Here is a 15,722-nt window from a genome sequence, read left to right on the forward strand (position 1 = left end):
CGTTGAAAGGCGCGCTCGCTTCGTTTCGCCCTGGGGCCTCCCGATATCGGCCCGTTCCATCCTGAGGCCTATCCTATATAGTGAGCTCATGATGCCGGGCCGGATCGGTCGGCCTGTGCCGTCGGGGAGACAAGGATGCGGGATGAAATCGTGCGGCGCGTGCGTCAGGGAGCCGGAGCCGAGCCTGCTGATCTCGTCATACGCAATGTCAGACTTTTCGATCTGGTCACGGGGGAGCTGATCCCGACCGATATCGCCATCACGGGTGACCGGGTGGTGGGCGTTCTGGATTGCTATGAGGGGCGTGAAGTCATTGACGGTCAGGGCCGCATTGCGGTGCCTGGCTTCATCGATACGCATCTGCATGTCGAATCCTCGTTGATCACGCCCTTCGAGTTCGATCGCTGTGTGCTGCCGCATGGCGTGACCACGGCTATTTGCGACCCGCATGAAATGGCCAATGTCCTGGGGCGGGCGGCGTTCGATTATTTCCTGAACTGCGCCAATCGGACGGTGATGGATCTGCGCATCAATCTCTCGAGTTGCGTGCCCGCTACGGGGCTCGAAACCTCGGGCGCCGTACTGGATGCTGCCACGCTGGAGATCTACCGCCATAATCCGAAAGTCATCGGCCTTGCCGAGTTCATGAATTTCCCCGGTGTCCTGTCAGGGCAGCCGGATTGCCTCGACAAGCTCGTGGCGTTCGCCAATGGGCATATCGATGGTCATGCGCCTCTGCTGCGTGGCAAGAGACTGAGCGGCTATATTGCCGCCGGTATTCATACCGATCATGAGGCGACCACCGCAGCAGAGGCGCTTGAGAAGATCCGCAAGGGGATGACGATCCTTATCCGCGAGGGGTCGGTATGCAAGGATCTGACGGCGCTTGCGCCTCTCCTTACGCCGGAAACCTCGGCTTTTCTGGCATTTTGCACCGATGACCGGAATCCGATGGAAATTGCCCATGAAGGGCATATCGACTTCCTCATTCGCAAGGCCATCTCGCTCGGAGTTGCGCCGCTCGCAGCGTATCGGGCGGCGTCCCTTACGGCAGCAAGGGCCTTTGGCCTGCGTGATCGGGGTCAGATCGCCCCGGGGCTTCGCGCCGATATCGTGCTGCTTGATGATCTGGAGCGCTGTGCCGTTGCTCAGGTCTTTTCGGCCGGGCGTCTCGTGAATGATGCGCTGTTTGCCAGCCGGGATATCGTACCACCGCAAGGCTATGGTTCTGTGAAGCTCGCCGCCCCGATCGCGGCCACGGATTTTCATGTGCCGGGGACCGGGCAGAACCAGGCTGTGATCGGTATCATTCCGGATCAGATCATCACGGAGTTTCGCCGGGCGACTCTCGACGTGACAGAGAACGGCGTCCAGCCAGACCCGCAACGTGATATTGCCAAGATCTGCGTGGTCGCGCGCCATGGCAAGAACGGCAATATCGGGCGCGGTTTCGTGCAGGGCTTCGGTCTTTCCACGGGTGCGCTCGCCTCTTCCGTCGGCCATGACAGCCACAATCTTTGCGTGGTGGGCATGAATGATGTCGATATGGCTCTGGCGATCGCACGATTGACCGAAATGGGGGGTGGGTTCGTCGCTGTTCGGCAAGGCAAGATCGTGGCTGAGCTGGCGCTGCCCATAGCAGGGCTGATGAGCGATCAGCCCTTCGAGACTGTCAGACGAAATCTGGAATCCCTTCGTGAAGCGGTGCGTGACATGGGCGGAAGCCTGGAAGAACCTTTCCTGCAACTGGCTTTCCTGCCGTTGCCGGTCATTCCCCATCTGAAGATCACCGATCTCGGGATGATTGATGTGGACACGATGAGCCTCGTTTCCTGACGCGCCTCACAGGAAGCGTATCGGGGCCGTCTCTGTGAGCGCCCAAAGCGGAACACGACCCCGCGCCCGAGAGGCGCGGGGATATGGGCTCAGAAATTGGTTGTGAACTGCCCGCCGATGATGGCAGCATCGTTGAAGGTGGTTGTGGCTCCGGGATGTTGCAGATACTGGAAGTCGAATTGCAGCGCTGTCGCCGCGGCCAGATGCAGGCTGTAGAAGGCTTCATAGACCTGCTCCCAACGCTGCACCCCGTAGACATTCCCCCATTGATTGGAGACGAAAGGCAGACCGAGCGCGACGGAGGATTCCTGTTGCAGACGCACGGAGCGGCTCATGGTCATATGCTGGAACATGACACCAATCTGGTCGAGCGGGCGATGCCAGGGCGTGCCACTCTGCAACAAGCCGATCCATTCATGATCACGCATGGCAACGACATTGCCTTGTGCGTAGCCGAGTCCGCCGATCACGATCAGACCATCCGCCAGGCCCTTGCCGCTGCGTACCAGCATCTGGTCGAACATGAGCCAGCTGGACCACATGCCCGAGGCATTGCGGGCGGGCAGACCGCTCGCCTGGTAGGAGCCGCCATAACGATCCTCGTAAAGATGAGGATAGCGCGAATTGTCGTAATAAAAGCCGATCTTGTAATGGCCGAGCAGCTTGTCCTTGCCGAAAGCCGGGTCCCAGCCTGCCTCGAATTGCGAGCTCAGCTTCCCTAACCCGTCCTGCGCGAGTGCCCAGCCTGACACGCCGCCATTGAAGGCGTGGGGGCTGACGGCAAAGAGCCCGCCCATCAGATAGGTGCGCTCGGTGGGGCGGACACGCAGCACGGCGCCAATATTGGCAGACGGCCAGTCGCGGCCGCCAGGCGCATATTTGCCGGGTGCAAAATTACCGCAAACGCTGACATTCATGAAGGAGCAGGCGAGCGCATCGAAATCGAAGAATGTTCCGGTCGGGATGACACCGGCCGAGACCACGATCCGATCATGCAGAAAGGTCTTGTCGGCATACATCGAGACGAGATGCGCGACGACATTGCCGCGCGAGCCGTAGATCTGCTCAGGGTTTGAGACATAATCTCCCAGGGAATAGCTGAAATTCCGCCCATGGCCGTTCACGACCAGAAGATGGGTCCAGAAGCCCTGAAAGCCTGCGAGCTTCTGCCAGTCGATGTCCAGTTCTGCGGCGACCTGACCGGCCAGGACATTGTCGCGTGTCCGCCCGCCTGTGACATTGCCCATATATTCCTCGTTAAGGGCAATATTGAGGAAGATACCGCGGTTTTGCATCCAGCTCTGGGCGCCGCCCCAATCACCGAAAAGATGCGGATTGCCGTAGAGCGACGGCACGAGAGGGCCGATGGGCACAGCGCCCTGGCCCGCGATCGGAAAACCGATGGCCTTATAGTCATCGCCCTCAAGCGTCTTGGCGGTTTCGGACTGAGCCTGAGCGTAGGACGTTATGGTCCCGCCGCAAAAGGCGGCAAGGGCGAGGGCGGTCCACACCCCGCGCCCACCGCCCTTGCGCGGAATTCTTCCCGCTCGGGTTTTGGGGCGGCGGGCGGAATGCAGGTCCCGATCGTTGGCGATCTCTCTTGTCACTATCGTTTCGTCCAGATTTCTTGCGTGAGTGCCCGGATGGGCCAGTGACAGAGGGATTAACAGAAAGTCATAATGGAGCAACACCACGGGCAACTACAAAACTACGTGTGATATTGTTACAAAAGGGTGATAGGATTGAGCCCTATTTAACGAGACTGCGGCGTTCTCTCATGGACCTTGCGCCCGTTCACCCATACTTGCTCGATATCCAGATCCCGATTGAGGACGACGAGATCGGCCAGACGCCCCGGCGTCAGGCTGCCGCGATCGGCGAGGCCGAGATAGCGGGCCGGGTTGGTGCTCACCAGCTTGCTGGCCTCGCTCAGCGACGCACCATGCGTCACCGCGTTGCGCACTGCCTGGTCGAGGGTGAGGATGCTGCCCGCCAGCGAGCCATTGGGCAGGCGTACGACGCCCTCACGAATGAGGACCTCCTGGCCGCCGAGTGTGCTTGGCCCGTCGGGTTGCCCGGCCCCCCTCATGGCATCGGTCACAAAGAGCAGCCGCTCCCTCATGATACGTGAAGCGAGCCGAAAACTGGCCGGATGCACGTGATGTGTATCGAAGATCATCTCGGCATAGCTGGTGTCATGGCACATCAGCGCGGTCACGGGGCCGGGATTGCGGCCTTCGATGGCCGACATGGCATTGAACAGATGGGTGCCCCCCGCCACGCCACCACAGCTACAGATGCGATTCAGGGCGGCCCAACTCACCTCGAAATCGGCGGTGGTATGGCCGATACTGACCCGGACGCCCGCGTCCGCAAAAATCCTCATGGCTTCGTCGGCGTGATCGATCTCGGGGGCGAGGGTGACGACACGGACGCAGTCACGCGCCAGAATTTCGGCAAGGCGCTCTGGTGTGGGGGCGATCGTGAATGGCGGCTGGGCGCCGAGTTTATGCGGGCTGACGAAGGGGCCCTCAAGATGCACCCCATGGATGCGGGAGCCATCCTCATCGGGGGTATTCATCACTGAGGCGGCGCTGTCGAGCGCGTAAAGCACGTCCTCCCAGGGGCGGGTGATGGTCGTGGGCAGAATGGTCGTGGTCCCGTGCTTCATGTGGAACCGCGCCATGTGGCGTATGGCTTCGGGTCCATCCATTGTGTCGGCGTCATCGCCGCCATGCACATGTCCGTCGATGAAGCCAGGGAGAATGAAGAAGGGGGCATCGGCCCCGTTCTTGTCGATGGCCCTGACATGCGTATCGAAATGAAGCGTGCCGGCCACGATCCGATCAGGGAGTACGATCTGGCCAGCAAGTTTTTCGGTCATGAATTCAGTCCTGCGTTGTCAGTCCGACCCGACCGTAGCGACGGGCATAAGCCAGGATTACCAGATAGGCCGGAATGACGATCATGGCGAACATGCCCTGAAAGCCGAAGACCGGCTTGAGCCACACATAGAACTGCGGAACGATCGCCCCCCCGCTATAGGACATGACCATAATGGCCGAGGCCATGGCGGTCATATGTGCCGCACCACGAATGGCGATCGGGAAGATGGTGGGCATGATCATGGCATTGGTCACGCCAAGCAGGGCAACACAGAACACGGAGGTGTAGCCTTGCGTCAGCACGGCCATGATTGTCAGTGCGCATCCGACCAGGCAGGAAATCTGGATGTAATTCTCCTGACTGATGAAGCGCGGTACGATGATGAAACCCATGATATAACCGATGAGCATGCCGGTCAGTGTCAGGGCCGTGAAGAACTTGGTTTCATCGAGAGGAAGACCGAATCCCTGGCCGTAAGTGCCGATGGCGTCACCCGCAATGACCTCGATTCCAACATAGAGAAACATCGCGACGAAGCCGAAGACGAGATGCGGCTTGAAAAAGCTTGGCTGCGAGCCTTCGCCCGTCGTGATCGCGGGAGCTTCCAGATTGGGAAGCGGGGCGAGGGCGACAATCACGGCAATCAATACAAGGATGCCGGCCATGCCCATATAGGGCGCATACAGGGCCTGGACGAAATTATTGAGCAGCGTCTCACGCACGGCGGGGTCGGTTGCCGATTGGGCTTTTTCTGCTACGGCGCCGATATTGCGCATGACGAGCAGCCCCAGCACGATCGGGGCGAGAATTCCGGCCGTCTTGTTGCAGATCCCCATGATGGAGATACGCTGTGCGGCGCGATCAGCCGGACCGAGCAGGCTTACGAGCGGGTTGATGACAACCTGCATGAGGGAAATGCCCGCACCCAGGATGAGCAGCCCGGTCAGCGCGCCAGGATAGATCCGCCATGAGACGAATTGCCCGAAAACGGCGACGCCGAGCGCAGAGACCAGCACAGAGAGGGTGAGGCCGGTCTTGAGACCAAGCCGTCTGGCGATCAGAGAGGTCGGGATGGAAAACAGGAAAAACGAGAAATAGAACGCAAGCGGAATGAAGAACGCGCTGAACTCGCTCAGGGAAAAAGCGACGCGTACGAAGGAAATCAGCGGGCCATTGAGCCAGGTGACAAATCCCATGGCAAAAAAGATGAGCGCTGCGACAGCCAGCGCGCCATAACCGTAAGAACCAACCAGCCTGTCCTGGGGGGAGGGGACCTTGGTCATTTTCTGGGATATCCTCAAAGGGATTCGGGGAATTGTTTATTTCAATTTCTGAACTATGTGGATTATAAGCTGGGTTTCCGCGTCGAAGCCAGCGGGATTTTGAAGTTTCGCTTTCACAATAATCGGAACCCCTCCCAGGCGCAGGCGTGGCCCTTCACCGACGGGTGTACCCTTGGCCACGATGACAGATGGTCATGGGGGTGACCAGGTCACCTCGGGGCGCGAGGGGTAGTTGTTTTTGCGCCAACCAATCGGACTCAGTGGCGCCGGTTGCGGTCAGGCGCTGCGCGTTGCAGCGACCTCATTACTCTGATTTTTCAACCGGTGGTCGTGGGTTGTCTGGTGCAGAACCGGTCCATCTCGATGGCGTGACAATGTTTGCCAATATCCAACATTGAGGACGCCTACCACATTCGCAGAAATCGTCATCGATGGCTATAGGCTCTATTTAGTTTATAGATATGTATTATTGGGTATAATCTCGATATATTATTGATTGCGAAAACTAAGCAACGAGTCTCAGAAAACATTCACTATTTTTTCAAAAATTAGTAGAATTTTAATACCTGAGGTAGACAATCGGATAGACTTGTCGCTACTATGATTTCTGTCCGTAAAGTCAAAAAGGAGGCGCGTGAGTGAGCGTCATTCCTTCTCTTTGGCGTTGTGAGTTCAATAAGCAAAATTATACAATTACTTCAGAGAATGAATAAAGAATGTTCTCGACAGGTCATCATCGCATTCTGAGTGCGCTCAGTCGTTCCGGGCCGCAAAGCCGTACCGATCTTGCCCGCGCGCTCAATCTCAGCAAGGCAAGCGTTACGGCGCTGGTTCGCGAGCTGATCGAACAGAATATCCTCGACGAGCGCGAACGTGTATTCGGTTTCGGTCGTCCGGCAGTCATGCTGGGCCTCAGGCAGGACGCAGCCAGTTTCATCGGGGTTTCCCTCCAGTCCGATCCGGCCCATGTGGTCCTGACCGATCCGCATGGCCACGTGCATATCGAGATGACCATTCCGCTCATCTCCGATGTCGACGCCTGTATTGCGGCCATCGTCGATGCCGTCGGGGCTATCCGCCGGGACTATCCATCGGGCATCGGCGCTCTGGCTGGTATCGGGGTCGTGATCGCCGGGATCGTGTCCGGAGACGGCCAGACCTGTCTGGCCTCCGCCACGCTCGGCTGGCATGGGGTCAATATCGGACAGCGCCTTGCGGATATGACGGGGCTGCCGGTTTTCGTCGAGAACGATGCCAATGCCCTGATCATCGGTGAACAGCTTTTTGGCGATTCCGGCGATCTGAGCGATTTCAGCCTGGTATTCGTGAGCGAGGGGATTGGCGGAGCGCATATGGTCAACGGGCGTCTGCACAGGGGGCGGCATGGCGGGGCAGGTGAATTATCGCATGCACCGATCGCCATTGACGGTGAAGCCCTGCCTTGTCGATGCGGCAATCGGGGCTGTCTCGAGACGCTCGCGGCTTTGCCGGCCATTCTGGGGGCGGCCCGACGCGCCGGTCTCCCGGATGAAATCGGGCGGGTAGTAGAAATGGCCGGGGACGGACAACCCGAAGCGCTCTCCATTCTGCATCGCGCAGGCACGGCGCTTGGACTGGCGCTCTCCCAGGTCATCCAGTTCGTCGATCCGTCGCGCATTGTTGTGAGGCTCGACCCCAATCTGGTGGAAAGTGTCTTCGCGCGTGCGCTCCGTCAGGCCGTTGAGGCTCATGTGCTTCGCCGTGACAGTTATCAGACGGAACTCGTCCTCGGTTCACTGCACCCGCGCGATTTCGCGACGGGCGCGGCAAGCCTTGCTGCGCAACATTTCCTGTTCGGTAATTCCAGTCTGTAACTCCCGGTTTGTGTTATCCGAGGGGCATCAGGTCAGGAGACAAGCATGGGTGTTCTCGCGCGTTATCGCATGACACGTCGTCCTGACGGCACGATATGAACCCTATCATCGGGATGCACGGCATGCCGACGCTCGAGATCTGCGTCGACGATGCGGAAGGTCTGCATAGCGCCGCGATGACAGGGCTGGCCCGTATCGAGTTATGCAGCGCGCTTGATCTGGGTGGGCTGACGCCTGGATACGGGCTTGTTCAGCAGGCGCGCTCATGCGCGGTGCCAGTCTTCGCGATGATCCGACCGCGGCCGGGCAATTTTTGCTTCACCGCGCGTGAGGAAGCGCAAATGCTGGCCGATATCGCATTGATGCGTGATTCCGGGCTGGCTGGCGTTGTTCTCGGCGCCGCCCACCCGGATCACACCCTCGATCTCCGCATGCTGGAGCGGCTCTCTGCTGCCTGCTGGCCGATGCGCCGACAACTCCATCGTGTTGTCGATCTCGCGCCCGATCCTTTCGCTGCACTCGATGCGGCGATTGCGCTCGGTTTCGAGCGTGTGCTCAGCTCAGGGCAGGCCTCTGATGCGGTCAAAGGCGCGGCGCGGCTCAAGGCTATGCATGACTATGCTGAGGAACGCATCGAAATCATGGCCGGGAGTGGGGTTCGGCCTGGTAACGTTGTCGCTCTGATGCGGGAAACAGGAGTGAGAGCCGTTCATGCCTCTTGCCGGAAACAAATTGCGATGCAGGATGAAAGACTCGTTCATTTCGGATTCGCAGCGTCGAATGCTGTGACATCCGCTGCGGAGATCAACCAGTTGCTTGTGGCGATGGCGTCTATGCAGCGGGGGTGAGCCGTTACAGAAAAGGATTGGGCCCGATGTTTCTTCCCAGAAGGGCGATGAGCTGTGGCGTGGCGCTGGCTGCGCTCTCGCTCGGTCTCGCCGATGCAAGGCAGGCCCAGGCCGCTGCGCTTGTTCCCGTTTTCATGCCGCAGCCGGCTCAGATGGCGTTGAACGGTCAGTCCCTGGCGCTCACCGGACTCCCCAGAATTGTGTGGTCGCAGCCGCCTTCGCCGTTGCTCAAGCGCGCGCTCGCGCGTTTCGAGGCCCGTTTGCGTCAGGCGGGCGTATCGCCGCGTCGCGGCGCTGGACCGGTTTTGACCATACGCACCGGGCGTGACCCCAATTATCTTACGCTGGACGCCAAGGAGTCCTACAGCCTGGATGTTTCATCCAGAGGCATAGCGCTCGAGGCTGATGGCCCGGCGGGCGTGCTGCATGGATTGGCGACCCTGTTGCAGATGCTGGATACACGAGAGGCCGTCCCGGCGCTTGAACAGGGACAGGTGCATGATGCGCCACGCTTCAAGTGGCGCGGGCTGATGTTCGATGTCTCCCGGCATTTTCAGTCAACGGACACGATCAAGCGGCAGCTTGATGCAATGGAACTGACCAAGCTCAATGTGATGCATTGGCATCTGAGCGATGGGACGGGCTTCAGGGTCGAAAGTAAGCGCCTGCCGCGCCTGCAGGAGGTCGGCGGCCATAGTCGCTACTACACGCAGGCGCAGATACGGGAGATCGTGGCCTATGCCGCCGATCGTGGCATACGCGTCGTGCCGGAATTTGATGTGCCCGGCCACACCCTGGCCATTCTCACAGCCTATCCCGCTCTGGCCGCGCGTCAGCCAGTGCCGACGGTCAAGGACTGGCAGCAGGATTGCCAGGTCGCTTCGAGCAATGGCGAAACCACCACGCATTGCACCAAGCATCCCGATCTGAATACCCCGGCCATGGATCCGACAAATCCGAACGTCCTGGCCTTTGCGAAAGTGCTGTTTGCTGAAATGGCCGAGCTCTTTCCGGATCGCTATTTCCATACGGGCGGGGATGAAGTCGTCTCAGCGCAATGGAACGATAATCCGCAGATCGCCAACTATATGAAGGCACATGGCTACAAGGATGCGCCCGCCCTTCAGGCGGCCTTCACAGCGGAAATCGAGAAGGTGCTCGCTGCGAATGGCAAGGTCATGATGGGATGGGACGAGGTGAGCGAAGCGCCGATCCCGAAGAATGTGGTGGTGGAGGCCTGGCGCGGCTCCAAATGGGTTGGCACGGCAACGGCGCTCGGCCATCCGGTCGTAGTCTCCTCCGGCTATTATCTGGATCTGCTGAACCCGTCAGCCACGCATTATGCGGTTGATCCGTTCGATACACGGGCCGATGGGCTTGACCCCAACCCGCCCGGTCAGGCGCCCAGGCCGCTCGATAATGCCTTCACGCGCGATCCGAATGCTCCACCGCTCAGCGCGGCGCAGGAGGCGCTCGTCCTGGGGGGAGAGGCGCCGCTCTGGACCGAGATCGTGTCTGATGAGATGGTCGATTCCCGCCTGTGGCCGCGCTCTGCGGCCCTCGCTGAGCGGTACTGGTCGTCCCAATCGGTCAGGGATATCGCAGGGCTCAATAAGCGCTTGCCAGGGGTTCAGAATTTTCTCGAAACCTTCGGGCTCAAGGCCTCTGACCATCAGGCACGCATGATTGCCCGACTGACGCCCGAAAATGTGGCCCCACTTACCCAGTTGGTCGCCATTACCGTTCCGGTAAGGAATTACGCGATCAATCGTCTTGCCGAGCGCAAGGGGGAAGATATCCTTCTTTCTCCCGCGGCCATAGCGGCTCCAGACAGTTTCGAGGCCAATGAGTTCAATGCTCAGGCCGCGCGCTATGCGGCGGGGGATCGAAGCCTGCTCGTACCGCTGCAACAGCGTCTCGTGCGGTATATCGGCAATGACGAAGCATTCCAGAAACTGGCAGCGCCGCCCTGTGTGGAGGAGGTCAAACCCGTTTCAGCCCAGATTGCGGCGCTGTCACGTGCCGGGCTGGACGCTCTTCAGGGCCGGCCTCTGGGCAAGAGCTGGCATGATCACGCTTCCATGCTCCTGACCGAGCAGGATCAGGCCTTTGCAGCGAGCGCCGATCATGATGCGTCCAACCATATGAAGCAGCCCGCAGGTGGGTTGCTGATCGCCATCCTGCCCGGACTAAAATCCCTGATCGCTACCGCACGGTGATGGGCATGGCTCCGGGCCTGAAAACCCGGAGCCGCCATACCGATTGCCCCTGAACCCGGGACGTCGGGGGGCTATCAGCCCCGCGTATAATCCGCTTTCTCCCTCGTTTCCGCACTGAGCAGGGCCGCGCTCTCTTCATCGAGAATGACAGTGCATCGATCGTGCAGGCGGATGGCTGACGCGCTGACTTCAGGGCCTACCTCTCCCTCGAGCGCCTTTGCGATGATACTGGCCTTGGCGTCTCCCAGCGCCAGAAGCAGCAATTCCCGGGCCTCGAGGATCGTTCCCACGCCCATCGTCAGGGCTTCGGCTGGAACCTGCGCCGGATCTCCACCAAACATGGCCGCATTCTGCTGCCGGGTTCTCTCATTGAGGGATACGCAGCGTGTGCGCGTATCGAAGGGCGAAGGAGGCTCATTGAAGCCGATATGACCGGTATCGCCAATCCCGAGCAGTTGCAGGTCGATTCCGTCATGCTGCTGAATGGCATTTTCATATGCAACGCATTCGGCCGCGAGATCAGAGGCCACGCCGTCAGGCAGGTAGGTTGAACGGGGGTCGATATTGATGTGCGAGAAGAGCAGGTCGCGCATGTAGTAGTGATAGGAGCGCGTGTCCTCGGCACGGAGGCCAACATATTCATCGAGATTGAAGGTTGTCGTTCGCGAGAAGTCCAGCCCCTGATTGTCGTGCAGGTGGCGAAGATGCCCATACACGCCCTCCATGGTGCGACCAGTGGCAAGGCCGAGTACAGGCTTGGGGAGGGCATTCATCAACGTGGCGATTTCGTTCGCGGCGAGTCTCGTGGCGGAATGCTGGTCCGGCATGATGATAAGGCGCATGGGCAGGCGTAATCCCGTCAGGTTCGAGTCATGATCCGGCTTCAAAAAAGCGGTGTTGATCCTGCACTTAGAAACTCAGACTTAGTTTTTCGACATAAATTAAGGGTATATTGCATTCAGATAATATTTTCGTTCGTTAACAATGACTTGAGTCGATAAACTGCCCTTGAGTCGGACAGGGCAATTAGTTTTTAGAATAAACTATTGCGCCAGTGTAATCACCCGTCTAACGTCCGGGAAATACGATAGATCGATGCGATACAAAAACGAAAATCACTGTATCCATCATTCTATACAACCTTAAATCTGTCCGGCAGGAGTAGACCATGCGGCATCTGAGACGTGATCTCCTTCTTTTCTGTTCCGCTATCGCAACGAACTATGCCCTGTCGGCCCCTGCTGCTGAGGCGGCGTCACCGCATCAGCGCCTTGCTGGGCATCATGGCGCACAAACGCATACAGGTTCTTCCCCCTCGCAGGGTTCGGTGCAGAGCAAACCAGGTATGGGAGCCCCTACGCCTCGGAAGGCGAATAGCGCTACCGAGGGCTCAGTACTTGGTCCGAACCCCCAGGCCGAGGAAATTTCGGTACGTTCTGCCGGTCGTCACGCGGATGGCACCAGTAACACGACAGCGGGCGGCGGCTTGATGCCCCGTCAGACGGCGCCGCGATCACAGAGTGGCGTGACGCGTGATTTCATCGCCAAGCAGGCACCGACTGGCAATATCTCTTCGATGATCGCCACTCTGCCGGGCGTCGTCTACGCCAATCAAAGCCCGCTCGCGACAGCGGGCGATAACATCACCATGCGTGGCATGAACCAGAGTCAGATCGGGTATCTGTTCGAGGGGGCCCCTCTGGCAGATCCGATCAATTACGAGCCTTATACGGCCATGCTGGTCGATACGGAGAATCTGGGCTCTGTCACGGTCTCCCAGGGCTCACCCGATCTGAATGCGCCCACGTTCAACGCGGTAGGTGGCCAGATATCGGCGACCGCGATGAACCCCGCCCATAAATATGGCGGCTTCATCAATCTGATGGGGGGCAATAAGAGCGCGAACAAGGAATTCTTGCGTCTGGATACCGGAGATATCGGGAATACCGGCATACGCGGTTTCATGTCCTTTTCCCATCAGTCCAATAACAACTGGCGTGGCCCCGGTGGTCTCAAGCGCTACCATGTCGATTCGAAATTCGTGAAAGAATGGGGCGATGCCAATTCGGTCACAGCGGTCTTTGGATATAATCGTCAGGAGCAGACCCCTTTTCGAGCACCAAGCGCTGCGCAGTGGAAGCAATGGGGAGAGGGACTAAGTTACAGCGATCATTACACGCCGGGCGATGCCAATTACTACAAGCTCCAATTGAGCAATCTGAATTCGCTCGATGTCGTGGTCCCGACCCATTTCACGCTCGCCCGTGGGCTGAAGCTGAGCGTTACCCCCTATTATGTGCATCAATACGGCCCGGCTGTGGGGGGCGAGAATATTCCTGCGTCTGGCGGTACGTTCGGCACTCAGGTTTATGGCGATCTGAACCAGCCCTATGTTACCAATGGCAAGGTCACGACCGTGGCTGTCGATCCGTGGAACCAGAAGGTGGGGGCGGTCAATACATCGCTGGACTGGACCTCGGGGCATAACACCCTCTCAGGCGGCTACTGGTATTCCTACGCCATGCACGAGGAGCACTCCACCTTCGCGACGGTCGATTTTTCAGGCAAGGCAGCCAATTCCTATGGGGCTTATGGCATTCGCGTACCGGGGGGCGATCTGCTGAGCGGGTATAACCTGAACTTCATGCAGCAGATCAATGCCCTCTTCATTGCCGATACGCTCAAGCTTCTGAATAACAAACTGACCCTGAGCGCCGGGTTCCGAACGGTCATGGTCTCGCGTCAGGGGACGAATGACGTGCCGGGCGCCGATCCCTACAAGACCGTGCGCAATTATTTCGCGCCGCTTCCGCAGCTTGCGGTCAGCTACGCCCTGACCTCCAAGGATCAGATCTATATCAATGGCACGACGTCCTTTCGGGCGCCCGCTTCGGTACAGGCCTATAGCCAGATTTTCGATCCGAATGCAGTGGGTGCCACCTCACAGCCCGGCAACCTGAATGGCGAATATGGCATTGGAGAGGAAATTGGCTACCGCCATAACGGGACGCTCATTCATTTCCAGGTTTCGGCCTTTAATATGAACCTGACAAATCATCAGGTCAGTTCGACCGCCTATATCCCGGGGACCAATACGCTCGTCTCGATGCCGATCAATGTGGGGGGGGAAACGATCCGGGGTATTCAGGGCGAGTTCGGGCTGAAGCCCTGGCACCATATCAGCCCCTATGTGTCGGCCCAGTATCTGCATGCCACGACGGATAACAATCTGCCTGTTTCGGCTACCAATGCGGCGGGGCAATCGGTGATCGATTATCTGCCAACTTCGGGCAAGACGATGGTGGCGAGCCCCCATGTTACAGCCTCGGTGGGGCTGGCCTATGACGATAACAAGCAATTCTTCGGCAATTTCAGCCTGCGTTATATCAGCTCGCAGTTCTCGACCTTCATGAATGACGAGCGCATCCCGGGTTATGTTCTGTCTGACATCACTCTGGGCTACAGGCTGCCGCGTGTGCCGCATCTGAGCGGGCCGAAAATCCAGCTGAATCTGGTCAATATCGGCAATAACATCTATCGTTCCGCCCCGGCCAGTTTCGTGACGAGCGCCAAGACACGGACCGGGATTTACGGCAACAAGACGAGTGCGGGGGCGCCGCTCTATCTGGTGGGCGGTAATTTTGCCGCGCTGGTTTCCGTATCTACCGGGTTCTGACCCATTCCGGGCGCCATGCCCGGCAGAGCTTGACTCATGGCGGGCGCCCGGAGAATGTCCGGGCGCGTTTCAACGGCTTGAAGACGGGAACAACGTGCAGAAAACCGATATTGTCGCGATCGATGGCGGCGGCACGAAAACACTTCTCCTGCGCGTCCGCCCGGACGGCAGTATTGCCGAGATGCGCAAGGCAGGCGGCTCCAATCCATTCGATGTTCCCGAATGGCGCAGCGTTGTCACGTCACTTCTGCAGGATCAGTCGTCGCATATGTGTGCCGCTGCTCTGGGCATGGCGGGTTATGGAGAGAGCCGCCGCCTGAGCCAGGAACTCGCGGCTCTCGTGGCTGGTTTGTGCCCTGTGCCGCATGTCATTCATAATGACGTGGATATGGCCTGCCGTGGCGCATTTCTGAATCAGCCCGGCGTGCTCCTTCTGTCCGGCACGGGCTCGATGGCCTGGGGCCAGGGGAAAGACGGGCAAACGGCGCGCGTGGGCGGTTGGGGCAGTCTTTTTGGTGATGAAGGCAGTGCCTATGCGATCGGTCGCGCCGCGTTGTTTCATCTCGCGCGCGCGCTGGACGGGCGCGAAACCGACGAGAGCGATTATGTCACCCGTTTTGCTGCGCTCAGGGGGTGGCCTGAGGATCATGAGGAATGCGGTGCGGCGCTACTGGAATGGTATGCGACCCTCGGTGAGGCCCGCCCGGCCGTGGCGGCACTGGCCATCGACACCGGGAAGCTTGCGGAAATGGGCTGTCCTGTTTCTCTCGGGATCATGGAGCGCGCCGCGCATGATCTTGCCCTGCATGTCGAGGCTTTGCGGAATCGTCTCGCTTTTCCCGATCTCCCCTGGAGCTATGCGGGGGGCACCATGCGCAGCGCGGTCTTGCGCGATGCCATTGCGCATCGATGCGGATTGCCGGTTGATCCTTGCTTGCCGCCTATTGGGGGAGCGGTCATCACCGCTGCTGCTCTGGCCGGTTGGTCCGTCGATTCAGGCTTCGTGGACCGTTTGGGGACCAGCTTTCGGGCTGCCAGCCTGATCTGATTGCGTTCCGGATTTTCGTCCTGTTCCTGCGCCCTTTTCTCTGGAGCGAGGCCACTGGCCGCGCTAGCCTTTA

The 15,722-nt window shown here is 59.1% G+C and carries 10 protein-coding genes; 6 read left to right on the top strand and 4 right to left on the bottom strand.

All coding sequences use genetic code 11. From position 1 onward, the window contains the following. Nucleotides 1-135 precede the first annotated feature (135 nt). Nucleotides 136-1,836, top strand: coding sequence for an adenine deaminase (gene ade, locus C0V97_RS11290; RefSeq protein WP_127102699.1), 1,701 nt, complete (start codon nucleotides 136-138; stop codon nucleotides 1,834-1,836). A gap of 89 nt (nucleotides 1,837-1,925) precedes the next feature. On the opposite strand, the gene C0V97_RS11295 is transcribed toward ade, so the two are convergent. From C0V97_RS11295 to gluP, 3 genes are all read right to left on the bottom strand, one after another. Beyond that, entirely contained in the window at nucleotides 1,926-3,443 is a 1,518-nt protein-coding gene (locus C0V97_RS11295; RefSeq protein ID WP_233582115.1) for a carbohydrate porin, read from the bottom strand. A 146-nt stretch (nucleotides 3,444-3,589) separates the two neighbouring features. Beyond that, the gene (gene nagA / locus C0V97_RS11300; RefSeq protein WP_127102700.1) at nucleotides 3,590-4,720 is read right to left on the bottom strand and encodes an N-acetylglucosamine-6-phosphate deacetylase; all 1,131 of its coding nucleotides are present in this window, start codon (nucleotides 4,718-4,720) and stop codon (nucleotides 3,590-3,592) included. A 4-nt stretch (nucleotides 4,721-4,724) separates the two neighbouring features. Then, nucleotides 4,725-6,005, bottom strand: coding sequence for a glucose/galactose MFS transporter (gene gluP, locus C0V97_RS11305; protein ID WP_127102701.1), 1,281 nt, complete (start codon nucleotides 6,003-6,005; stop codon nucleotides 4,725-4,727). Nucleotides 6,006-6,721: 716 nt separating this feature from the next. Here gluP and C0V97_RS11310 point away from each other — a divergent pair. The 3 genes from C0V97_RS11310 to C0V97_RS11320 all read left to right on the top strand — a co-directional run bounded on the left by C0V97_RS11310 (nucleotide 6,722) and on the right by C0V97_RS11320 (nucleotide 10,925). After that, nucleotides 6,722-7,858 (top strand): ROK family transcriptional regulator, encoded by a 1,137-nt coding sequence (locus tag C0V97_RS11310; protein ID WP_127102702.1) that lies wholly within the window; start codon nucleotides 6,722-6,724, stop codon nucleotides 7,856-7,858. 95 nt (nucleotides 7,859-7,953) lie between these two features. Continuing rightward, the gene (locus C0V97_RS11315) at nucleotides 7,954-8,706 is read left to right on the top strand and encodes a copper homeostasis protein CutC (protein WP_233582116.1); all 753 of its coding nucleotides are present in this window, start codon (nucleotides 7,954-7,956) and stop codon (nucleotides 8,704-8,706) included. 26 nt (nucleotides 8,707-8,732) lie between these two features. Next, entirely contained in the window at nucleotides 8,733-10,925 is a 2,193-nt protein-coding gene (locus C0V97_RS11320; protein WP_233582117.1) for a beta-N-acetylhexosaminidase, read from the top strand. Between the two features lie 74 nt (nucleotides 10,926-10,999). Here C0V97_RS11320 and nagB read toward each other — a convergent pair whose 3' ends face one another. Beyond that, nucleotides 11,000-11,767, bottom strand: coding sequence for a glucosamine-6-phosphate deaminase (gene nagB, locus C0V97_RS11325; RefSeq protein ID WP_127102703.1), 768 nt, complete (start codon nucleotides 11,765-11,767; stop codon nucleotides 11,000-11,002). Nucleotides 11,768-12,093: 326 nt separating this feature from the next. Between nagB and C0V97_RS11330 the strand changes: the two genes are divergently transcribed. Both C0V97_RS11330 and C0V97_RS11335 read left to right on the top strand, forming a co-directional pair. Next, nucleotides 12,094-14,601, top strand: a complete 2,508-nt coding sequence (locus C0V97_RS11330; RefSeq protein ID WP_233582118.1) for a TonB-dependent receptor — start codon at nucleotides 12,094-12,096, stop codon at nucleotides 14,599-14,601. 94 nt (nucleotides 14,602-14,695) lie between these two features. After that, nucleotides 14,696-15,649 carry an N-acetylglucosamine kinase gene (locus C0V97_RS11335; RefSeq protein WP_127102704.1) on the top strand — a complete coding sequence of 318 codons (954 nt, stop codon included), beginning with the start codon at nucleotides 14,696-14,698 and terminating at the stop codon, nucleotides 15,647-15,649. The last annotated feature ends 73 nt before the right edge of the window (nucleotides 15,650-15,722 follow it).

Source organism: Asaia sp. W19 (genome assembly GCF_003994335.1).
GTDB lineage: Bacteria > Pseudomonadota > Alphaproteobacteria > Acetobacterales > Acetobacteraceae > Asaia.